Source organism: Chryseobacterium nakagawai (genome assembly GCF_900637665.1).
In the GTDB taxonomy this organism is placed as follows: domain Bacteria; phylum Bacteroidota; class Bacteroidia; order Flavobacteriales; family Weeksellaceae; genus Chryseobacterium; species Chryseobacterium nakagawai.
The window spans coordinates 3,779,901-3,802,366 of the sequence record NZ_LR134386.1 but is presented as its reverse complement, the minus strand read 5'-3'; the positions used below and the strand labels follow the sequence as shown (position 1 = coordinate 3,802,366).

Sequence of the window (22,466 nt, the reverse complement as noted above, 5' to 3'; positions counted from 1 at the left end):
TTTTTTGTTTAAAATTTTAATACTGTATCAAAGATTATAATAACTTTACTGGATAATCGCTTGAGTAGATCACTGAATTTCCCGGTTCAGTAATAAATCATATTCTTTCTGATCCTTTCATTTGTTAATTGTACCATTCCATAAATTGTCCTCAGGCTTTTCCTGTTACCGTCTTGTTTAGATTTTTTGAAGAATAGAATCTTTTATTTTTAAATGGTCACAGTTTTGATGTAAAAAGAAGGAACATTGAATTCAGAAACTGAAAACAAAAAATTCAAAATGTTTTTCGATCTTTTTCTTTTACCCATTTACAAAAATTATTAATTAAAAATGTAACAATGGAAAATAAAAACTTAACTCAAAAAAGTATTGATACAGTAAGGGTTCTCTCAGCAGACGCAGTACAGAAAGCAAATTCAGGACATCCAGGAACGCCAATGGCTTTAGCACCACTGGGACATTTGTTATGGTCTGAAGTCATGCATTACAGTCCACAAAATCCAGGATGGGCCAATCGGGACCGGTTTGTTCTTTCTTGTGGTCATGCCTGCATGCTGCAATACTGCTATTTATATTTGACAGGGTATAACGTTACATTAAGTGACATTGAAAACTTCAGACAGCTGCACAGTATTACTGCGGGTCATCCTGAATATGGACTCACTCCGGGAATTGAAGTGACGACCGGTCCGTTGGGGCAGGGATTTGCGAACGGAGTGGGAATGGCGATTGCTCAGCAATACATGGCAAAACGTTACAACCAACCGGATTTTAATATTTTTGATTATAAAATTTATGCCATATGCAGTGACGGTGATATAATGGAAGGTGTTTCTGCAGAAGCAGCATCGCTTGCCGGACATTTGGGTTTAGGAAATATGATTTATTTCTACGACAGCAACCATATTACGATTGAAGGGAATACTGATCTGGCCTTTGATGAAGATGTTTCCAGGAGATTTGAAGCGTACGGATGGCATGTACAAAATGTACCGGATATTAATGACCTTGAAGCATTATCCATTGCCATCAGGAATGCACAAAAAGAAACAGGACGCCCTTCTTTAATAAAAGTTCGTAGCCATATTGGTTATGGAAGTCCCAATAAACATGATTCGGCGTCAGCACATGGCTCACCTCTGGGAAAAGAAGAAGTTCGTTTAGTAAAAGAAAATTTCGGATTTGATCCTGAAAAAAGTTTCATCGTACCTCATGATGTACTGGATTTTTATCGTGAAGCAGGCAGAAAATCCTCAGAGAATGAGGATGAATGGGATACCTTGTTTGAACGTTACAAGAAAAAGTATCCTGATCTTGCTGAAGAATACGAGTCTATCTCTTCCGGAAAATTACCTCAGGGCTGGGAAGAAAAGATGCCGGTATTTGAACAAGGGGAAGAGATGGCAACCCGTAAGGCTTCTGGCAAAACACTAAATGCGATCGCAGAATATTTACCTCAATTAATAGGCGGTTCAGCAGATTTGTCGCCTTCTACCAATACAGTTCTGGAAGCTTATCCATCATTTTCCGCAGCCAACCGGGACGGTCGTAATTTCCATTTTGGAATCCGCGAGCATGCCATGGGAGCTGTGCTTAACGGAATGGCTTTAAGCAATTATTTAATTCCATACGGTGCAACATTTTTAATATTTTCAGATTACATGCGTCCGCCGCTCCGGCTTGCAGCGATTATGAAAATACGCCAGATCATGGTCTTTACCCACGATAGTATTGGTCTCGGAGAAGACGGAACAACGCATCAGCCGGTAGAACAACTGATCGGATTGCGGACCGTTCCGAATATGACCGTTATTCGTCCGGCGGATGCAAACGAAACTGTACATGCATGGCGGGTTGCGATTGAACACAAAGAAGGACCTGTTGCTATTGCACTGACCAGACAGGAAATTCCGGTTATCGATCAAAAAAAATATACGAATGCAAAAAACCTGGAGAAAGGGGCTTATATTCTTTCAGATTCGGAAGGAGAGCCTGATATGATCTTAATTGCCAGTGGATCTGAAGTTCATTTAATTTTGAAAGCTCAGGAAGAACTGAAGAAAAATAAGATTGATGCCCGTGTGGTAAGCATGCCTTCCTGGAATTTATTTGATCAGCAAGCTGATGCCTATAAAGAAAAGGTTTTACCAAAAAAAATCCGTAAGCGATTGGCTGTCGAAGCGGGCTCAACAGTGGGATGGATGAAATATACAACTGACGATGGTGATGTGATCGGAATCGACAAATTTGGCGAATCTGCACCGGGAGAAGAAATCATGAAAGAATACGGATTTAGCATTGAAAATATAGTACAAAGAGCGGTTGCTTTATTTTCGAAAAACATATAAACTTTTTTACGACCTTAGTATGTATTCTTTACGATGACAAAAATATTTTAGAATTAAATAATAAATTGGAATGTCGATATTCATAAAAATTGGAATCTGCGCAGATCACGGTGGTTTTGAACTTAAGGAAAAAATAAAATCTTTTTTAGTTGAAAATCAATTCGAACCGGTAGATTATGGCGCAATGGAACTTAACAGTGCAGATGATTTTCCGGATTTTGTAATTCCCCTTGCAAAGGCTGTGGCTTCAAAAGAAGTTTTCCGAGGCATAGCAATTTGTGGCAGTGGAGTGGGAGCCTGTGTTGTTGCCAATAAAATTCCCGGTATTCGGGCGGCATTGATCACAGATTATTTCTCGGCACATCAGGGTGTTGAGGATGATGATATGAATTTAATCTGTCTCGGCGGACGGGTCATAGGTTATGCAATGGCCGAAGAATTGGTTTTAGCTTTTCTTAATGCAAAATTCATTGGAGCTGAAAGACATCTGCGGCGCCTGGGAAAAATTCGGAATCTGGAAGACCGTCCATCCTGATAAGTGTTTTTAAAAGCTTAGTATTCTAAAGCAATCAATGAATGACGGGCTGTTTTTCATACGAAACGGTGATGGAAAATTTTAAAAACTAACCTGTTGTTTTAATTTAATTTTAAAAAAAAGTAAATAAAAAATGTCAAAAACTTCAGATACAAAAGTAAATGCTACAGTCTTAATTATTTTCGGAGGAAACGGAGATTTGACTCAACGGAAAATCATTCCTGCATTGTATAATCTCTTTCTTGAAAACAGATTGCCTGAAAAATTCGCTATTATAGGAACTTCAAGAACAGAATTGAGTGATCAGAAATATCGGGATTCCCTGTTGGAAGGGATCAATCAGTTTTCCAGAACAGGGAAGGCTAAAAAAGAAAAGTGGGCAGAATTTTCCTCAAATATTTCATATCAGGCAGCTGATATCAAAGATGTAGCATCTTACAATGAATTCTATTTAAAAATAAACAAGTTGAAGGAGGAGTGGAAGCAGAATCCTTCAATACTGTATTATTGTGCTGTTTCACCGGATTTGTTCTGTACCATTGCAGAGAATATTTCCAAAAGCAAACTGGAGAATGACCAGAAAACCACCCGCATCATCATTGAAAAACCATTTGGCAGAGATCTGGAATCTGCAAGGGCTTTAAACGCAAACTTACTGACCATTTTTGATGAAAAGCAAATCTACAGGATAGATCATTATTTGGGAAAAGAAGTAGTTCAGAATGTGATGGCTTTTCGTTTTGCCAATACCATTATGGAACCTCTATGGAACCGTACGCATATCGAACATGTTCAGATCTCGGTGACCGAACAGATTGGTGTAGAAAATAGAGGAAGTTATTTTGACCGTGCAGGCATCTTGAGGGATATGATCCAAAACCATTTGCTGCAATTGTTATGTATTGTTGCCATGGAACCGCCTATCAACTTCGATGCTGACCTTGTGCGTGACCGGAAGGTTGATGTTTTGAAGGCTATCCGGAAAATTGTTCCGGGTAAAATTGATACTATAGCTGTCAGAGGACAATATGGATCAGGCTGGGTTGAAGGCAAAGAGGTTCCCGGTTATCCTGAAGAAACTGATGTGCAGGCGGATTCAAATACTGAAACCTATGCCGCTATGAAATTCAATATCGATAACTGGCGCTGGCAGGGTGTTCCTTTTTATTTGCGAACCGGTAAAAGACTCTCTAAAACAGCTTCCTATATAGTGGTGCAATTTCGGGAAGTGCCACATAATATGTTCAATAATGAAGAACACGCTATTCCAAAACAGAACAGGCTTATTATTAGTATCCAACCGGATATGTCGATTAAATTTCAGCTTGAAAGCAAAACGCCGGGTCTTGAAATGATGCTGAATACGGTGGATATGGTATTTGATTATTCGGAAAAAACAAAGACCGAGTCGCCGGAGGCTTATGAAACACTATTGTTAGATGTTATTTCGGGAGATCAGACCTTATTTATGCGGGCTGATCAAGTGGAGGAAGCGTGGAAAGTTGTCATGCCGATTCTTGATCATTGGGAGAACAATAAAATGACAAGCTTCCCGAATTATCCCGCCAACTCCTGGGGTCCGGAAAATGCAGATGCACTCATCGCCAAAGACGGCTTTCACTGGATCAATTTACCTCAAAAAAAATAGTATGACCAAAAATGTTACGTTTCTAAATCTAATTAAAGTAGACCGTTTTGATAATCGTTTTATTTTTGAAGGCTGAAATTATATAAAAATTTTTGAGCTTACACCATTTGTTTTTTTGTCCTCTCAATAATATTGTATTCATTTGGTATTCAATATTTAATATAATTTTAATTTTATTGATGCTTAATTCGTGAGATTGGTCTGTAGTTTGGATATAAATGATTGGAAAAAGGATGTTATTCAATAGAAAATAAATAATGACTTTATTTTATTAACATTAATGCCTTTATTCCCAAAAATAATTAAGAGTAATCCCCATACATTATAGTTTTTCAATTGTAATTTTTTGATAACTATAACCTCTATGAGGTATGATATAATAATTTAAATCAAACCTTAAATCTCTTTTTTATGAAAACAAACACAATTTCCTATCATGAAGACGTATTTCTAATGAAGGATGATATGATCTCAGACGGTACTCAATTGCTTGCTGCAAAATTGTACATGGCTCTGAAAAAATTGATAATGCTTTCCATTATTGCTCTCTTTGCAACAACTTCTTTTTTTGCACAGAATACAGGGTATATTGATGATCAAACGACTGTTACTGTAAAAACTCAGCTTGCACCACCTGCATTACCGGATTATGTACAGCCTCCGTGTCCGGGAGATGGTTATTTGTGGACTCCCGGATACTGGGCCTGGGACGTAAGCGGATATTACTGGGTTCCAGGAGTCTGGATTTTACCTCCTTCTGTTGGCCTATTGTGGACCCCTGGATACTGGGGATTCTACGATAGCTTCTACGGATGGCATCCTGGATATTGGGGACCTAGAGTAGGGTATTATGGAGGAATCAACTATGGTTTCGGATATTTTGGAAGTGGTTTCTACGGCGGAAGATGGGATCATGGCCACTTTATGTACAACACTTCAGTGTGGAGAGTGAATAATAATATTCACAATACCTACATCAATAAAGTGAATATTGTCAATAACAATCGTATGAGCTTTAATGGAGGAAAAGGCGTAATGTATCATCCGAATAAAGATGAAATGGATGGCATGCATGATAACCGGGTTTCCGCAAGCAAAGAACAAATGGATCATGAAATGAATATGAGGAATAATATGGGACAATTTCATCATAATTCCGGCCCAATGATCCACAGCATGAACTTTCCGGGCGGACAGGGATTTGACAGAGGAGGAAGAGAAATGGGAATGGGAGGAATGCACAGAGGTGGTGGTGGAAGAGGCAGAAGATAAACGAATTCCCGATATTATAAGTAATAAAAAAACCGTTTCGCTATTCGTATGAGACGGTTTTTTATTTTGAAGCAGTTTATTCTTTTCATGATGTATTAAAGTTTTCTTACCCTTGCCATATTCGCTTTATCATCCATTTCATAATTTAGTTCACCCATCTGAATATTCAGATATCTTTCATTTTTTATAATTCTGTATAGCCCAAATCAGTAATGCATTTTTTTCTTTTGGAATGCCCAGTTTTTCTATAATTCTGGTACGGTGTCCTTCTACTGTTTTTTCAGACAGGAAAAGAAGTTCTGCAATTTGCTTACTGGTTTTTTGACCCGCTATTAATTCTATTATTTTTCTTTCAGAAAGTGTTAATAGGTTGAGTTTGCCAAGGTCATCCGTGTGTTCTATGGTGTAATTTTGAAGTAAAGCTCCGGAATAATATTTCTTTCCTAAAGCAATTTCCTTCATACATTTTTCTAAATCAGGACAAGCTTTTTCTTTTAAAATATAACCATCTACTTCAAATTCTTTTGCCTTGTTCAGAACTCCGATTTCATTGTGCATGGTAAGGATGATCACTTTCGTGCGCCATTTATTTTCCATTACTTTTTTGGCCACTTCCAATCCGTCCAGCCCCGGCATATTTAAATCTAAAACCGCTACATCCGGCAAATAAATCTGAATGTAATTAAGTGCTGCCGTTCCATTAGAGCAGGCACTCACTACGTTATATCCTAAATTGGTAAGGTAAGAAACAGTTCCATTCAGGGTTAGAGGATGATCGTCTGCAACTAGAATTTTCATTGTATTATTTTTTTATTTGAACCACTATTTTTGTGCCTTTATCAGTGGATGTGATAGTGGCTTGTCCACCAATGGCTTTGCTTCTTTCTATGATATTGTGTAAACCAAAAGCATCCTTTTTTTCAAGCGTTTCTTTTACATTAAATCCTTTTCCGTTATCCATAATTTCTAAAATAACGGTGTCTTTATTTTCAGTGAGAACTACTTTTGCCGCGATCGCATCTGCGTATTTTATAATATTTGAAACCGCTTCCTGCACAATTCTATAGATTTGTAATTCTTTTTCAGTCGTGAGACCATCCTGATAATGGATTTCGGATGAGATCATAAAACGATGGGTATTTTGAATACGTTCCATGAATTGTTCTAAACTGGCTTCGAGTCCTATTTTTTCAAAAAGAACGGGATGTAAATTTCTGCTGATGGCTCTGATGTCGTTAATAATGCTATCCACCTTGTCATTTAATTGAAGCTGGCTTACCTCAAAGGAATGCTTAAGCGACAATAGCTCATGGCTCACGCTGTCATGGAGATCAGAGGCAATTCTTTTGCGCTCTTCCTCGGTTTTATCCAGAAGGTTTTTAGTAAACTGCAATGATCGTTCTTTTTCTAAAGACAATTTCTTTTGTTTTTGTTTTAAATAATAAATAATAATGGCTAATAACAATGCAATAAAGACGAGTATTAGAGCTATAATAACAGCATTTTTATTGATAATAGTTTCTTGTTGGAGTTTAATTTCCTGCTCTTTTTCTTTCGTTTCATATTTTGCTGCGAGTTCTAAATTGATCAGCTTACTTTTTGCGCTCGATAAGCTGTCCTTGGTACGGTACACTTCATTATTATAAAAAACAACCTTGTCCGGATCTCTGCTTTGAATTGCTTTTTCTAATAAAACATTATAAAATAGGTTAGCTCTTTCGTAGTTTTTATGTTCAAGCAAATTGGGTAGTGAATTTTCTATATATTTTGTGTTACACGTTTTTACATCTCTGGCGATTTGATATAAAGCTAATGTTGCTTGGTAATCCTTTTGCCAATTTTGAGAGGTGTTTTTTTCTGCAACAGGCTTTATTCTGTCTAAAACTATATGGGCATCGTTTAATTTATTTTCTTCAACTAAAGCTTCTATTTCGTAATCAGAAATACAAAGCAGCAGTACATCATTATCATATTGGCTGGCTATATATTCTTTGTAAGTTTCGTGGATATATTTATTTTTCAACTGATGCTGATTAAAAAAACCATAAACGGAGCATTTATTATACTTGCCCATAAAATAATCATAGGTGTTCCCGATTTCTTTAGAGATCTTTATCACTTCATCCGCACTTGCGATTGCCTTCTGAAAAGAACCATTTGCTTTGTAAATATTGACATAATTCGACTCTACAGAAGCTATACTTTCCTGATCTCTGATTCTTATGGAGTAATTTCTGGATTTTTCATTTGCTTCTATACTATTTTTTAAATCTCCTAAAACAAAATAAGTATATGATAAATCATAATAAGCACGGGCTATTTTGTAACAGCTTTTGTAATCATCCGGTTCTAAGGCTGTAATTTTTAAAAAGTAATCCTTAGCCTTGTTGAGATGGTCTCTGTCAAATTCTAAATTGCCATAATAACTATCAATGTAAATTGTTTTTATCGGTGGTAATTCTCTTCTATACCTTTCATCAAATTCTTTTACAACGTTGGTAAGACGAGGATCAAAATCATAAAAGTAAACAAATTTTGTAGTCACTAAATCCAGAATTTTGGAGGCGTCTGAATAATCACCTTTTGCCATTTTACTTTGATAGTAGTCCAAAAAAACTTTCAGGTAACGGTCTTTATCTGCGTTATAGTTTTCATTTTTTCTTAACCAGACTTTTGTAGGCTCTTCTTTTGGCGGAGTTACTTTTTCAAAATAAAAACTTTCCTTTTTTTCTCTGCATGATAATGTGAAAAAAGTAATGAATAAGAATATGATTTTCTTAATCGTAGGCATACTTGTATTTTTTTACAAATGTATCAATTTCTAATATTGAAAATTATACAATCTTCAATTCAGGGGTTTACCCTTATATAAATCTCCGGAAGAATAATACAATTTTGTGAAGTAATTAATAAAAATTCTTATCATGAAAAGAAAAATACTTTTAATGCCTTTCAAACTAAATTTTCAAAAAATTTGGATTGCCTATTTTTTAATGATTTTCCAATTTGGATTTTCTCAGCAAGGATCAGCGCTGGATTTTGATGGCGCAAACGATTATGTAAACTGTGGAAACATTTTACCTACAAGTTATACCAAAGAAGCTTGGATTTATGTGAAAAGTTTAAGCACCCAAAACAACATTATCTCTGGTGGTGATTCGGATGGGCTGCACGCTTTCTGGATCCCCAATAGTTCCGGTAAACTTTCTGCTGGGCATAATGGTGGTTGGTTTAGCGTAGAAGACTCTGTGCCATTGTCTATTAATACTTGGTATCACGTTGCAGTAACTTATGATGCTGCTACTAGTACAATGAAATTGTTTAAAAATGGAGAATTGGTTGATACCAATAATGAGGTTGATCCAGTTGAAGGAGGAAACATTGTCAGATTAGGCGCTTTTAATAATGCCGCCAATAGCTTTACAGGAACTATGGATGAAGTAAGAATCTGGAATAGAGCTTTATCTCCCGGTGAAATAACAAACCATATGAACTGTGAGCTATCAGGTCCGGGAGCAGGATTAATGGCATATTATAAATTTAATCAGGGCGTTGCTAATGCGAATAATACTTCTGTAACAACCTTGCAAGACAGCAGCGGAAATAATTATAATGGAACTCTTAATGGTTTTGCTTTAAACGGCAACTCTTCTAACTGGGTTGGCAATAGTATTATAAATACCGGGACTACATGTTCTGGTTCTTTAAATGTATCGTCAGTAGAAAAAATGAAATTTAAATTCTTTCCTAATCCTGCTACAAACAAGGTGTTCCTGAGATCCGAACAACCCATTGTAAATGTTGAAGTGATTAACTTTCTAGGACAAACTGTTATAAAACAGGAAATAAGCAGTGGGGAAGCAGAAATCAATTTGTCATCTCTTACTCCAGCCTCTTATTGGATGAGAGTAAAAACTGAAAAAGGTATTGAGACCATAAAAGTCATTAAAAAATAAAGACGGTAGAACTAGAAATTTTTTAAAGATATCTTTTAAAAAATAGCGCCAACTGATTTTAGTTGGCGCTATTTAGCTTTTTGTGACCTCGACAGGGCGCTATCCAAACTCTTTTTTACTGACATAGAAAGTGTTTTGGATTTATATTGCTGATAATGAGATGAATTATTTCATATTGCTGATTTTGTACCTTATTAATTTAAAATATGATTTCATTTTTTAGATATTTGCACATGGCTCTATTGATAACTTTGGATAATGTCTATAAATTGTACAATCTTGATTCTTCAAAAAAGACGGAAGGAATAGTTATTCTCAATCAACAAAATGATCCTAAAAAGAAATATACAAATAATAGCCGTTTATTTGATGGTTTATTGCTAGGGTTCCTGATACAAGGATCCATGAAAGCACAGATTCATTTTTTAGAATATGAAATGAACGCAGGTGATATTGCTATTTTGCAGCCGCAATTGATGATCGACACAAACTCATTGAGTGAAGATGCCAAAATTGTAACCATTGGTCTTTCCTTAGATTTTATTACAGCATTTCCAGTTTTACGTGAGTTTATAATGAACAACCAAATTAGATGGCAGCCAATTATCAGACTTCAGCCTGAAGAAATAAAATTGCAAAATGAATTATTGACGCTTATACAGAATTTCTACAATAAAAAGCCTAGCCATAATAAAACGGAAATGCTTCGACATCTTGTTATGGTTCTTATGAGTATGATTTCTGAAGTATATTCTTGTTTACCGAGTAACAAAAGCTTGGTGAAAAACCGCACACATGAGATTATAGATGATTTTTATCTACTAATTTCAAAACATGCAAACCAACAAAGAAGTGTTGCGTTTTATGCTAAAAAGCTACATTTAACACCACAATACCTTTCCACTTTCCTGAAACAGAGAACTGGAAAATCTGTATTACAGTGGATTGATCATATCACAATTCTACATGCTAAAACACTATTGAAATCTTCTAATTTATCAATTAAAGAAATTAGCAATGAGCTTCATTTCGAAGAAACAAGTGTCTTTTGCAGATATTTTAAAAGAATAGTGGGAGTGTCACCAAAAACCTATAGAAACGAATACTAATTTATGTTCTTTTATGTCTAAACTATTTACAGATTGCTGAACATGATTAGCTTTCAGATTGTACGTAAACACCATTAAATTGTTAATACCTGCTTTTTATCTCTGTTTAATTTTACAACATGAAAAAAACAGGAAAAAAAGCAGCTATTGGATTTATATTTGTAACGTTGTTGATTGATATTACAGGTTGGGGAATTATACTTCCAGTGGTTCCTAAACTCATTGGAGAACTTATCAATAGTGACCTTAGTGAAGCTGCAAAATATGGAGGTTGGCTTGGCTTTGCTTATGCTATTACGCAATTTATATTTGCACCTATAGTGGGTAATCTTAGTGACAAGTATGGAAGACGCCCAATTATTTTAATTTCTCTTTTCGGATTTGCTATTGATTATGTACTATTAGCACTAGCGCCTTCTATTGGGTGGTTGTTTTTTGGAAGAATCATTGCCGGTCTTACTGGAGCTAGTATTTCAACAGCTAGTGCATATATCGCCGACATATCCACCGATGAAGATAGAACTAAAAATTTCGGCTTAATCGGTGCAGCTTTTGGATTAGGTTTTATTATAGGTCCGGTAATAGGTGGTTTGCTTGGACATTATGGAGCAAGAGTTCCCTTTTATTTCGCGGCTATATTATGCATGGTGAATTTTCTTTACGGCCTGCTTATACTACCGGAAAGTTTAGAAAAAGATAAACGCCGGTCATTTAGCTGGAAACGTGCAAACCCTATTGGAACAGTTAATTTTTTGAAAAAACAGTCAAAAATATCAAATCTCGTCATCGCTTTAATTTTGGTCTATATTGCGCTCCATGCTGTACAAAGCAATTGGCATTTTTTTACTATGTATAAATTTAATTGGACGGAAAGAACTGTAGGTCTATCGCTTGGTTTGCTTGGCTTATTGCTTGGCTTAGTACAAGGAATTCTAATTAGATGGACAACTCCAAAATTAGGAGAACAAAAAAGTGTATATTTTGGGTTGATATTGTATGCATTAGGTTTAATGCTTTTTGCATTTACTAATCAAGGATGGATGATGTTTGTTTTTCTCGTTCCTTATTCCTTAGGTGGGATCTGCGGACCCGCACTTCAATCAATAATCAGTAAAAATGTTCCTGCAAATGAACAAGGTGAACTGCAGGGGGCATTATCAAGTTTAGTGAGTGCTACCTCTATTTTGGGACCTCCAATGATGACCAACTTATTCTATTATTTCACTCATGATAAAGCCCCTTTTCAATTTTCAGGAGCTCCATTTTTTCTGGCATCCATTTTAATGTTTATGAGTGTAATTATTATATATTTTGCTTTTCGACAAAAAGGTGAAAAAGAAGCTAAAGATTAAAAAAATGCAATAATATGAATAAGTAGGGGTAAAGATTTAGCCTTAGACCGGTTTTTGTTGCAATTCCAAGATTTTTATGCGTAAAAATAAGAGACAACTATCAAATAATTGTCTCCTTCAGTGACTTTGACGAGCGTATCGATGATTTGGTTTGTTGGTTCGCAAATACGACAATTTATATAGAGATATATTTTGGTTTATTAAATTATATTGTTTCCTCCCGCTAATAAGAGATTTTTTATTTAAAACTTGATTTGAAAATTTTACTTACCTATTTCTTTTACTATTTTGTCGATCATTTTTTCAGCATTACCTTGGGTTCCTCCCAGTTCAATTGCTTTTTTATAGCAATCTATGGCCAAATCATATTGCTTGTTGGTATAATACGCTTCACCCAAACTATCTATAACATTGGGGTTTTTTGGAAATTCTTTTACAACCAATTTAAAGATTTCAATGGACTCGCTTATTTTGCCAGCTCTTAGCAATTCATAGCCTAATGAATTTAGGTCGCTTGGGTTATCAAAACTATATTCTTTTTCAGAAGTTTTTTTCAGTTGATAATAATTTTCAATCGCTTTATTTACATCGATTAGAGCTTCTTTTCTTAACGCTTGATAAACCGATTTTTTAGGGATTTAGTAAGTTTTTCCAAGCATAATGTCACGGATTGTATGTCCTAAACTATACACTTTATTGAGGTTATTGGATGCCAGGATTACAATGAAATCATTTTTTATATCATTTAATAAAATAGATTCAAATTTATACGAAATACCGTTGTGACGTTGCAATTCATCTTCTTCATAATATCTACCAAGAGAACCACCTTCTTCTTTTGCATAAGGATTATTCAATAATGTTTCAAAGGATTTTCTGGAAATTAACCGATTATGATTCATTGCATCAATCCATTTGTACATATCATTGATGCCTAACCAAAGCCAACCGCTTATAAATTCTAATTCCGGGCATCTTACGTGGTCCATATCATAACAGGATGTTCGGTTTTTGTACCCTGCTTTTGCATCAAAAACGGAATTGGTCATTTTCAAAGGTCTGATAATGTTTTTAGTAACAAAATCCTGGAAAGTGGCTCCTGTTACCTTTTCAATAATTCTTCTTTGCAAAAACACATTGCCGTTATCATATCTATAGCCTTTTCCCGGCTCAAATAAGAGGGTGTCCGTTTTTCTCAAAATCTTCCAAGCTTCTTCATCATTTTTCGGGACGATCATTTTATTTTCAATTCGAGGGATTCCACTGGCATAATTGATTAAATGTCTGGTCGTTACTTTTTCTGACCATTTTGGCAAGTCCAAATTATATTTCGAAATGGGATCATCAAGATTTAACTGACCACGCTCCACCAACATCATAATAGCAACTGCATTAAACTGCTTTACAATAGAGCCAAAATTAAAAATGGAATTTTTCGTTAAAGACGTTTTTCTCGTTTCATCGGTAAAACCAAATGATTTTTGATAGATGATTTTTCCTTTTTTAGCGACCAAAATATTTCCGTTGAACAAACCTCTTTCGTAGGATTTGGTCATGAGTTCGTTAATTTGATTGATTTCTGTTTTTTGTTCAGTTGGCTTTTGGGCTGAAAGAAAATTGGTGAATAAAATACTTAATGATATTAAAAAAAATATTTTTTTCATTGTAATTATATTTTAAAAAACTTTCTGCAAATATGTTGTGAAAATCTATACTATACGACCGACTAAAAATAGTCGAACGCATTTGTAAGGAAAAAAAAATGAATTATTTTGGGTTTCTTCTGAAATCTGTAGGAGTTGTTCCCGTATATTTTTTGAATGAGGTATTAAATGAAGATTTAGAATTAAATCCAACTTTGTACAAAATTTCCAAAACGGTCAACTCTTTTTGAGAAGAATCTTTTAGAATTTGCATGGCTTTTTCAATTCGATATTCATTCACGAAATCGAAAAAATGTTTGTCCATATACAAATTAATCAAAGCGGATAAATCTTTCACAGGTATTTCTACTTGCTCTGCTAAATTCTGAATCGTTAGTGAAGAATCGAGATAAGGTTCATTTTTAATCATAAACTCTTTTAAAGAATCGATTTGAGTATTCTTTTCTTTATCTATTTTTGGAGAGGATTTTTCTTCGGAAACTACTTCTTCTATCGGTTTTAAATCAGAATTCACACCTCGGAAAAATTCGGGATTATTTAACGCGACAAAAAGATACCAACACGTACAAAACAAAAATGCTACTCCATCAATAGTTACAATCCACGCCCGAATCTCACCGATGCCAAAAATATACGTAACCAACCATCTTATCAGAACAATAAAATGTAAAACGTAATAGAGAATTGCTATTGTGTAAAGAGCATTGAGTGATGAAATATTTGGGTTTGTGTAATTCTCGAGATATACTTTTTTAGCCTTTCTAATTGCGAAAAATGAGGCAATAAAATAGACTTGAAACAACGCTTCGAAAAGGAAGAGGAAAAATTGCAAGAGCGGCATATCGTTCATGCCGTTGATGAATTTTATTTTCGCAGGTCTATCACTACAATAAATTCCCCACATCATAAACGCATTGAACGCCAAAAACGGAATAAGATGTATTAAGTGTTTCGGTTTTAATCGAAAGTTGGTGTAACAAACAGACAATACATAAAGATAAAATAATGCTGAAACCACGTAATTAGTGCTCCAACGAAACGCTTCGAGGTTGATAAAATTAACTGGAAATCCGTGTTGCAAAAACTTGATAGCGTCGAGTGCATTTATAAAAAGAAAGAACGCTAACAGACAGTTTGAAAGTTTGTTCTTGGTTTTTACAGTTACTAAAAACAATGCAAGTACAAGTACAAGAAAAATTCCTATAAAAGCGGCTATTTCTTTAAAAGTGAAGTTTTCCATTCTTATAAAACAATTCCTGCAAATTACTTATCCTATCTCTAGATCTTTATAAGATGCAAAGATATTGATTTATGATCACTAAACTATATTAGGGGACCCATATTATATTGAAATCCAATCAAAATCTTTAATCCTTTTTTCTTCTGAATTGGAATGTCTTCATTATTGTAATTTAGATTTTGGTAACTCTATAATTGAATGTACAAGTTAATTGAAATAAGTTTTTATTAGAATGTATGTTACTCAACAATTAAATTAATCTAATCATAGTCATCCTTACAATTTCTTACAAGTCTATTTAACATTAAAATTTTAAGAAATTTTTTCTGGTTTAGGCTGACATCATAAACAAAAAAATAGCGCCAACTAAAGAGAGTTGGCGCTATTTGGCTATTTGTGAACTTGACAGCACGCTATCCAAACTCTTTTTTTACAGATATAGAAAGTGTTTTAAATTTAACTTATTGAAAATTAGTTATTTGGCGGTTATGTGGTTTTGTTTCAATCCTGTCAGGTTATTCCTTAATTACTATATTTTGACATAACTAAATTATACATTTAAATTACACATTATTTATATTTTCTTTTATGAATTTAATTGATATCATCTATAGCTGGCCTATTTTTTCTTAGTATTTCTTAATTGGATGTTTCTTGATATTTCGTAAGTTTTTTTGAGTATATTAATGCCTATAATTTTTTTGTGATGAAGATTTTAGAAAACGCAGTTGATGCGATCGAAATAGGCTTGGAAGACTACAAAAGCGAAGACCCAAGGAGGTCAAAATCTGCAATTAGGAATATTTTCGCTGGTATGCTTCTTTTATTTAAAGAAAAGTTACGTAGAATGTCGCCGGAAGGAAGTGATGATGTATTAATAAAACAGAGTATAAAACCGAAAATGGGATCTAATGGAGATTGGTCATTTCTAGGATCTGGAAAAAAAACTGTTGATGTACAACAAATAAAGGATAGGTTTGGAGGTCTAGGTATTCAAGTAGACTGGATGGCTTTTGATCAGATTAATAAACTTAGGAATAACATTGAGCATTATTATACAGATGAAGCACCTTCGGTTGTAAATGAGATTGTTTCTAAGTCATTTAAAATTATACGTGATTTTTCTAAAACTTATTTAGAAATAGAGGCAGCTGATCTTTTGGAACAGTCATCTTGGGACATTTTTTTAGAAGTAGATGAGGTCTATGAAAAAGAAAAGGAAGAAAGTATAGAATCATTTAATCAAGTCAATTGGACTTATTCTTCACTTGCTAGGGCAATACAACATGTTCGGTGCACAGCATGTGATTCTGAACTTGTACAAGCGATAAAAGATCAAGTATATGAACCAGGACGACCATTAGCCTTAAATTGTAAAAAATGTGGAAATGAGTTCGATCTAGAAGATGTTCTCAACGATTGTTTAGAAGAAGAATTTGGAATTGAAGCTCATATTGCGATTATGGATGGAGGTGATAGTCCTTATGCCGATTGTCCTGATTGTAATGAACCTACTTATATTTTTGAGGATGATTGTTGCCTTTCTTGCGGTTATATCCAAGTTAATAAAGAATGTCACGTTTGTGGCACATCACTTGACTTAGAAGAAGCGTATGAAGGAGCTGTATGTTATGCGCATAAAAGATTGTTAGAAGAGGATGATTAAGTACAATTTAAAAAAGTAAAAACTTAACATACATTACCTGAAATTTATCGATTTATTTTCCGACACAAAAGTTAGAGTTCAAAACAACCTATTATTTATCAATATATTAAAAATATCGGGAAACAAATGAGTTATATAATAGATCTAAACATAACTTCATGTATAATAAGCTGTTGTATTTTTGTATTAAACCAAGTCAAACTGGAATTTTTATTGATTTTCAATATGTTAATTATCAATTATCTTTCCTGTTCAGAGGCATTAAAATATTCTATTAAATTAGTACGATCGTAAGCGGATTTTTGCATTTATTTCGTCCACTTGATTTTTGATATTTCATTAGTGTCATTTAGTGTAAATGTCATTCTGCTAAAATTGATTGTCGTTTTTGGACGGTCAGTTGATTTTGCTGTATAACAATCTAGATTGATTGCTACATCTGAATTATCAAAATACCATTTGGTACGAATCTTAAATTCCTTTTGACAGATTTCCTCATCAGGTGACTCAAAATAGTTTCGAAAATCTTGGATATTATTTATTACTGTTTCTGTTTCCCAGTTGCTTGATATTTCAAAAACAATGTTTTTGGAAACATTGTTGAAGATCAGGCCATGATCTTTACTATTGCAGCCCTTTATAAAATTTCAAATAATTTTTCTTGGAATTTTTTCAAACTCTCTTCTTTCTTTTTTCTTTACCTCAAAGTAATTTAAAAAATCTTCTTTGGTAATGTCCTCAATTTTATCAATTCCTCTATGAAACGCATCTTGTGGACTGCTGTACAATTTGTCTTTCAAAATTGGAGGATTTTCGCTTTGGCTTTTCTCAGAAAAATTATCAAGTAGCAGAAAGCCCTGTTCTCCTGTAGCTGTATTTTTGCCTGCTACTATATTTACATAATAGCTTCTGGTATCTTTTCCGAATAAAACTTCAATCAAAGGAGAAAATCTGACAGGCCTACTCGGTGAAGTTTTAACCAAATATTTAGTTTCATTTAATGGATTTTCGATCGGGCTACCCCAGTCTGTGGTACTAAATTCCGATTGATAGCGTGTTATTTCCAATCTGATTTCTTTTCTACCATTATTTCCTTGTGTTACAAATTGATATGCAGGAAATAGGTTCAATATTGCTAGGTCAAGTTCCCACTGTTCGTAGTCACTTTAGAGACTGATTAGAAAATTATCTTCATATTCGACAATGATGATAGGGGTATCAATACTTTCACCTACCAAAATATCTTTTATAAGCTCGATATCGGATTTACGGTTTACCGATATGCGGATAGCTGTTTCTATCATAAATAGATTATATAATACTGTTACTTCTCAATATATTTTCGTTCATCATAGAATAGATTTACACAGCTTAGTTCGTCTTTATAGATAAAGCACTCTGTCCTGAAATCCTTTCCATATGGACATTTTTCTACTTTTAAACTTTTAACAGTATAGAATTCGATGTTATTGACTACTTCATCATTTTCCAAATCGTAGTTTGGTATCATTTCCAAAAATCTATAGTTCAAAATATTGTTATTAATGGGATGTTGTCCGGTATAAAAAAGAGATATGACATAGATTTTACTTACGTTCCGAAAAAATGGATCTTGCCTTTTTTTTATCAGTTTTCGGATGGTTCTACCATCGTTTACCACATCCGTTATGATAAGTATATTTTTGAATTCACCGTCAGGATTGTCGAAGTTTAACAATCGTTCAGATTCGTGATGCTCATCATGTCTATATGAATATGGTAGAAACGAATATGGCTTATTAAATTTTATAGCTGCTTTTGTTGAGATAATATTTCCTTCATACCCCAACCCAACAATCATATCAATATTTTCTTCCCCAATTTTTTTTTCCAGCACGTCAATGACTGCATTTTTTAAAAAATTCAGGTTATCTTTATTTTCTATAAGTTTCGATACGTCAATCCAATTATGTGCTCTGGAAGTTTCGCTGTAATGGTAATGTCCAGTATAAAATATCTTAAGATCCTTTACTTTGTCATATAGAACATCGGTAAATTCTGGACTATAATAAATATTTTCTTCGGAAGACTCAAGGTCAGTAATTGAAATTTCTGCAACATTAGTAATTTCAGTTGTATCTTCCGTAGTTATCTCGATTATCTCTGAACCAAGCTGCGGTGGCTGTTTTTTGAAAATTATATATTCCTCTTGTTGATGCGATGCCTGGTGGCTTCTTACGTCCCATTCATAATCGAAATTATTGTCTGAAATCTTTTGCAAAGCATAGATTTTATTATGGAGGATGATATCATCATCAATTTCAAGAGGATACACCTTAAAGGTGGCATCATATGCTAAGGTTGTTAAACAGCCTGCGTCGCTTATAGTAAGCTGATCACCTGGAATTGATCTGCTACTACTTATATGCTCGTTGCCACTCAGTACAAAATTGATATCGAATTCGATCAATTTATTGATGAATCTTGTCCTATTTTCACTTAACCATTGTCCAGCGTTCTTATTCTCGTAAGCTGCGGTTAAATTGTGATGGGTACATGCAATAGTTTTTATGTCTGCCCCTGTCATACTTCTGTATTCCTGTTCAAAGTCGGCAACTGTGATGCTTCCATCACGCTGCTGCATATCAATTCCCAAGCAGGAGTTTAGCCCCATCAGTAAAATACGGTCTTCCACTATCAATGTATCGAAGATAACTTTATTGGAGTCAAAGGTTTTACCTAACAAGTTAAAATAAAACGCTGAAAAATTTTTAAATTTTGTTTCATTGACAATCGCCTTTGCGGGATTTTCATTATCTGCATATAGGTTTTGAATTGCCCTCCTGTTTAAGTCGTGGTCGCCAGGTATCAGTAATATTTCTTCTCTGTTGATGTTAAGATCGTTGATAATCTTGTTAATATACTTAGTCGCAAACTCAAATTCTTTGACTTCTCCAGCATTAGTAATGTCTCCGGTAATCAAAAGATATATTTTAGATCCGGAATAGTCTCTTTTTACAACACTGATAAATTTGTCAATATAGTGCATTCCCGGTTCTGTATCATTCTCAGTACTAAGACGAAAATCTACTTTAGCTGGTCCGCCTCCTAAAACCTGGTGCAGTGATACGTGCAAATCTGAAAGGTCTAAAATAATATTACTCATTGAGTGGTTTTAAGTTAGTGTAAATATAGTATCCCAATTCTTCATTATTATGCTCGGAAACTGAGAATATCGCAATTGTCCGGTCTACATTATCAAGTTGCAGGTCTTCGCGAGTTAAGGTTTCAATTTTGACCAAAGAAACATTTCCAAGATATTTTCCACCTGAAAATTCTATTAAGTTTTTAGTTATTTTAACCTCCGTTCCTAAACAGACAAGGTCGGATACAATTATGTATTTCGTGTTTTCAAAACTATGTTTTTCAAGTTTATTGTATAACTTGTTGATAGGGCCAATTTTATCAAAAATAAGGATATCTAATTTCAGCATCTTGGATAATATGGAGACGATAAATGTACTTGTCAAACTCTGGCCGACCAAAATAGGACCATTGTCAATCTCGCTTTTCCATTTGCTGTAAATTTTGACTGCCAGTTTGTACAGGGCAAAATATATAAATGGTCTTTCTAGGCTGATCAATTTTTTCAAATCGATAAATGAATGTAGATATACGAAAGACGATGCATGTTTCTGATTATATGGCGAAATATACTTTTCCTTGATCAATTCCTTGAAATAGTTACTGAAAAGAACAGTTGCTCTGAGTTCATTGGAGTAAATTTCTTCCGTTTCACTTGCGAAAAAATAAAATAGATCGTAACGGCCAGATTCGTTGGCGATATTTTTCACATTCTCTATATTTTCCAATGAAAGTGGCTTTATCAGTACTTCAGTGACATTTTTGAAAATAAGTTTGTACCCGAGATTTCGGATTTCTATAATTTTATCTAAGATGTTATTTTGTAGATGTTCTATATATCTAAAATCTAAAATAAGATATTTTATTCCGGTAGGTGGATCATCCTGTAAATGAGCAAAAAGCCGGCATACTGTCTCGTATTGCAAACTTCGGACAAAAATGCCGTCATTATTGTCTTTGATATAGTTGGAAGTGAAAACCTCTTCTGCGTGCAAACTAAAGTATAGAAAGTTTGCATTTTTTATTTGCGAAACTATCATACTTAACTGTTAGGTATTTCTACTTCGATGTGAACACCACGAAATTTAACATTGAAAAATCTTATGGAAGAATATTTGTAATCATCATTATATTTATTGCAGATGTTTTCGTACAACAAAACAAAGTGATCTAAAATTAAATTTTTTAGCTCCAACATGTACGCTAATTGTGATTCAGTCGTAACGTCATTTATTAATATTTTTCGATGGATGTTGAAAAGTTGGTTCCGTAGATTTGAAAGGTTATTTAGTTCTTTTTGCATTCTGCTTGAAATGATAATTTGGGCATTGTCACAATGTAACCTGAAGTAGCCATTTGAATTAAGAACTACCGAAAGCATAAGGTCAAATAACCCTCTTCTGTCTTTTAGGCATGAATAGTACAGGGTTTCAATAATAAAATCAAAATTCTCAAGAATTTTGGAATTAAGATTTAAGATTTTAATTAACTGTAATTTCTGGATCAGTTCCTGAGGTTTGTACAATGTATCTGCCGTCTTTGTTTTTAAGGACTGGACTAGCCCTATGCCATTGTCCGATATTGAAAATTTTGTTGCAAATTTATTAACAAACATCAAGGCAAATGTATTTGATTTTGAGTGTAATACACCATTGGTGATCAATTCGGATAAGATCTCAACATAAATATCAATTTTGTCGGCAGTATTGGTATTATCGAATAGCAAATCTTGAAAATGGTCCCTTACAATATAACTGTATTCAGAAATTAGATAATCCCTTTTGTCGTCCTCTTTCGTAAACTCGTTAAGTTTTTGTTGCAGATTATTTTCCAATAATGAATAAAAGCGAACACGGTGTTCTGAACGTGGTCTGTTGGTAATAAAGTCGCCTAGATATTCTTCTTTGAAATTCAGGATATTTCTACCATAAGGATGATAAGGGTTTCTGTTGTTTCCAGCGACGTAAAAGAAATCACTTTTGTACAGAAAGTTAAGTACGTGTTTTGTTGCCTGATTATTATACAGTGATAAGTTGATCGGTTTTTTATAATGTTTACTGAGCTGTTCAATGAGACTGAGCAGCAGGGGAATAGTTATGGGTTCAATATTATATACTGAGTCATATATCTGAGCATCTCCATTTTCCACTAACTTGAATGTGATATCTTGCTCTGTTTTAATGTTCAGTGCAACATCTCGTAAAAATCTTGTGTAGAATGAATATGGGGTCAGTTTTTCATTATTCTTTAAAATACTTACCATAGATCTTATAGGCTTTAGTAATATATATATATTAAACCAACTGATTATTTATGAAGGTTATTCTAGTATGGTCTTGTACAAAATTAAAAAAAATATCTTATTCATAATAATTTCGTTTTTATATAATATTGTATGTCTTGAACCATTGGATATTTAGGGAATTTACTAATACTGTCATAAAAATACTGTGAATTTAATATCTAACTTTACGGGTTTCCGTAATTATCTAGATAAATCGTCGGCCGTTATTAAAAATTAATTCTTTTTTTGTATTTTTTCACTTTAACCAT

The 22,466-nt window shown here is 34.0% G+C and carries 18 protein-coding genes; 8 read left to right on the top strand and 10 right to left on the bottom strand.

Annotated elements, in window-relative coordinates; translation table 11 throughout:
• The first annotated feature begins 338 nt into the window (after positions 1-338).
• The 4 genes from tkt (at position 339) to EL260_RS17155 (ending at position 5,803) form a co-directional block, all read left to right on the top strand.
• On the top strand, positions 339-2,348 hold the full coding sequence (gene tkt / locus EL260_RS17170) for a transketolase (RefSeq protein WP_123856570.1): 2,010 nt from the start codon (positions 339-341) through the stop codon (positions 2,346-2,348).
• A gap of 70 nt (positions 2,349-2,418) precedes the next feature.
• Positions 2,419-2,883, top strand: coding sequence for an RpiB/LacA/LacB family sugar-phosphate isomerase (locus tag EL260_RS17165; protein ID WP_228445508.1), 465 nt, complete (start codon positions 2,419-2,421; stop codon positions 2,881-2,883).
• Between the two features lie 133 nt (positions 2,884-3,016).
• Entirely contained in the window at positions 3,017-4,531 is a 1,515-nt protein-coding gene (gene zwf / locus EL260_RS17160) for a glucose-6-phosphate dehydrogenase (protein WP_123856568.1), read from the top strand.
• Between the two features lie 411 nt (positions 4,532-4,942).
• Complete coding sequence (locus EL260_RS17155) at positions 4,943-5,803, top strand: YXWGXW repeat-containing protein (protein WP_198418047.1); 861 nt, start codon at positions 4,943-4,945, stop codon at positions 5,801-5,803.
• A 177-nt stretch (positions 5,804-5,980) separates the two neighbouring features.
• Here the strand turns inward: EL260_RS17155 and EL260_RS17150 are convergent, their stop codons facing one another.
• Both EL260_RS17150 and EL260_RS17145 read right to left on the bottom strand, forming a co-directional pair.
• Positions 5,981-6,601 carry a response regulator transcription factor gene (locus EL260_RS17150; RefSeq protein WP_123856566.1) on the bottom strand — a complete coding sequence of 207 codons (621 nt, stop codon included), beginning with the start codon at positions 6,599-6,601 and terminating at the stop codon, positions 5,981-5,983.
• Positions 6,602-6,605: 4 nt separating this feature from the next.
• A complete protein-coding gene (locus tag EL260_RS17145; RefSeq protein ID WP_123856564.1) occupies positions 6,606-8,594 on the bottom strand; it encodes a tetratricopeptide repeat-containing sensor histidine kinase in 1,989 nt (662 codons plus the stop codon).
• A gap of 133 nt (positions 8,595-8,727) precedes the next feature.
• Between EL260_RS17145 and EL260_RS17140 the strand changes: the two genes are divergently transcribed.
• The 3 genes from EL260_RS17140 to EL260_RS17130 all read left to right on the top strand — a co-directional run bounded on the left by EL260_RS17140 (position 8,728) and on the right by EL260_RS17130 (position 12,220).
• Positions 8,728-9,759, top strand: coding sequence for a LamG-like jellyroll fold domain-containing protein (locus tag EL260_RS17140; protein WP_123856562.1), 1,032 nt, complete (start codon positions 8,728-8,730; stop codon positions 9,757-9,759).
• Positions 9,760-9,992: 233 nt separating this feature from the next.
• Positions 9,993-10,868 (top strand): helix-turn-helix domain-containing protein, encoded by an 876-nt coding sequence (locus EL260_RS17135; RefSeq protein WP_123856560.1) that lies wholly within the window; start codon positions 9,993-9,995, stop codon positions 10,866-10,868.
• Positions 10,869-10,987: 119 nt separating this feature from the next.
• The gene (locus EL260_RS17130) at positions 10,988-12,220 is read left to right on the top strand and encodes a TCR/Tet family MFS transporter (protein WP_123856558.1); all 1,233 of its coding nucleotides are present in this window, start codon (positions 10,988-10,990) and stop codon (positions 12,218-12,220) included.
• Positions 12,221-12,483: 263 nt separating this feature from the next.
• Here the strand turns inward: EL260_RS17130 and EL260_RS26045 are convergent, their stop codons facing one another.
• The 3 genes from EL260_RS26045 to EL260_RS17120 form a co-directional block, all read right to left on the bottom strand.
• Positions 12,484-12,663: a tetratricopeptide repeat protein gene (locus EL260_RS26045; protein WP_228445506.1), complete on the bottom strand. Its 180-nt coding sequence runs from the start codon at positions 12,661-12,663 to the stop codon at positions 12,484-12,486.
• Between the two features lie 195 nt (positions 12,664-12,858).
• Positions 12,859-13,884 carry a serine hydrolase domain-containing protein gene (locus EL260_RS17125; RefSeq protein WP_228445504.1) on the bottom strand — a complete coding sequence of 342 codons (1,026 nt, stop codon included), beginning with the start codon at positions 13,882-13,884 and terminating at the stop codon, positions 12,859-12,861.
• Positions 13,885-13,987: 103 nt separating this feature from the next.
• Complete coding sequence (locus EL260_RS17120; protein WP_123856556.1) at positions 13,988-15,124, bottom strand: helix-turn-helix domain-containing protein; 1,137 nt, start codon at positions 15,122-15,124, stop codon at positions 13,988-13,990.
• 706 nt (positions 15,125-15,830) lie between these two features.
• Here EL260_RS17120 and EL260_RS17115 point away from each other — a divergent pair.
• Positions 15,831-16,790 (top strand): hypothetical protein, encoded by a 960-nt coding sequence (locus EL260_RS17115; protein WP_123856555.1) that lies wholly within the window; start codon positions 15,831-15,833, stop codon positions 16,788-16,790.
• A 647-nt stretch (positions 16,791-17,437) separates the two neighbouring features.
• Here the strand turns inward: EL260_RS17115 and EL260_RS17110 are convergent.
• The 5 genes from EL260_RS17110 to EL260_RS17095 are packed head-to-tail and all read right to left on the bottom strand — an operon-like array spanning position 17,438 to position 22,176.
• Positions 17,438-17,920 carry a hypothetical protein gene (locus EL260_RS17110; RefSeq protein WP_123856554.1) on the bottom strand — a complete coding sequence of 161 codons (483 nt, stop codon included), beginning with the start codon at positions 17,918-17,920 and terminating at the stop codon, positions 17,438-17,440.
• 36 nt (positions 17,921-17,956) lie between these two features.
• Positions 17,957-18,094 carry a hypothetical protein gene (locus tag EL260_RS25635; RefSeq protein WP_164466538.1) on the bottom strand — a complete coding sequence of 46 codons (138 nt, stop codon included), beginning with the start codon at positions 18,092-18,094 and terminating at the stop codon, positions 17,957-17,959.
• A gap of 20 nt (positions 18,095-18,114) precedes the next feature.
• Positions 18,115-19,935 (bottom strand): phosphoribosyltransferase family protein, encoded by a 1,821-nt coding sequence (locus EL260_RS17105; RefSeq protein ID WP_123856552.1) that lies wholly within the window; start codon positions 19,933-19,935, stop codon positions 18,115-18,117.
• Positions 19,928-20,953, bottom strand: a complete 1,026-nt coding sequence (locus tag EL260_RS17100) for a hypothetical protein (RefSeq protein WP_123856550.1) — start codon at positions 20,951-20,953, stop codon at positions 19,928-19,930. The genes EL260_RS17105 and EL260_RS17100 overlap by 8 nt, the downstream gene beginning before the upstream one ends.
• Before the next feature lie 2 nt (positions 20,954-20,955).
• Complete coding sequence (locus tag EL260_RS17095) at positions 20,956-22,176, bottom strand: hypothetical protein (RefSeq protein WP_123856548.1); 1,221 nt, start codon at positions 22,174-22,176, stop codon at positions 20,956-20,958.
• Positions 22,177-22,466: the final 290 nt, after the last annotated feature.

Excerpts from the sequence above, each read along its gene's own strand:
- EL260_RS17140 (WP_123856562.1), top strand. The coding sequence starts at position 8,728 with ATGAAAAGAAAAATACTTTTAATGCCTTTCAAACTAAATTTTCAAAAA.
- EL260_RS17135 (WP_123856560.1), top strand. The coding sequence starts at position 9,993 with ATGGCTCTATTGATAACTTTGGATAATGTCTATAAATTGTACAATCTT.
- EL260_RS17145 (WP_123856564.1), bottom strand. The coding sequence starts at position 8,594 with ATGCCTACGATTAAGAAAATCATATTCTTATTCATTACTTTTTTCACA.
- zwf (WP_123856568.1), top strand. The coding sequence starts at position 3,017 with ATGTCAAAAACTTCAGATACAAAAGTAAATGCTACAGTCTTAATTATT.
- EL260_RS17115 (WP_123856555.1), top strand. The coding sequence starts at position 15,831 with ATGAAGATTTTAGAAAACGCAGTTGATGCGATCGAAATAGGCTTGGAA.
- EL260_RS17105 (WP_123856552.1), bottom strand. The coding sequence starts at position 19,935 with ATGAGTAATATTATTTTAGACCTTTCAGATTTGCACGTATCACTGCAC.
- EL260_RS17125 (WP_228445504.1), bottom strand. The coding sequence starts at position 13,884 with ATGAAAAAAATATTTTTTTTAATATCATTAAGTATTTTATTCACCAAT.
- EL260_RS17120 (WP_123856556.1), bottom strand. The coding sequence starts at position 15,124 with ATGGAAAACTTCACTTTTAAAGAAATAGCCGCTTTTATAGGAATTTTT.
- EL260_RS17155 (WP_198418047.1), top strand. The coding sequence starts at position 4,943 with ATGAAAACAAACACAATTTCCTATCATGAAGACGTATTTCTAATGAAG.
- EL260_RS25635 (WP_164466538.1), bottom strand. The coding sequence starts at position 18,094 with ATGATAGAAACAGCTATCCGCATATCGGTAAACCGTAAATCCGATATC.
- EL260_RS17100 (WP_123856550.1), bottom strand. The coding sequence starts at position 20,953 with ATGATAGTTTCGCAAATAAAAAATGCAAACTTTCTATACTTTAGTTTG.
- EL260_RS17165 (WP_228445508.1), top strand. The coding sequence starts at position 2,419 with ATGTCGATATTCATAAAAATTGGAATCTGCGCAGATCACGGTGGTTTT.
- EL260_RS17095 (WP_123856548.1), bottom strand. The coding sequence starts at position 22,176 with ATGGTAAGTATTTTAAAGAATAATGAAAAACTGACCCCATATTCATTC.
- tkt (WP_123856570.1), top strand. The coding sequence starts at position 339 with ATGGAAAATAAAAACTTAACTCAAAAAAGTATTGATACAGTAAGGGTT.
- EL260_RS17150 (WP_123856566.1), bottom strand. The coding sequence starts at position 6,601 with ATGAAAATTCTAGTTGCAGACGATCATCCTCTAACCCTGAATGGAACT.
- EL260_RS17130 (WP_123856558.1), top strand. The coding sequence starts at position 10,988 with ATGAAAAAAACAGGAAAAAAAGCAGCTATTGGATTTATATTTGTAACG.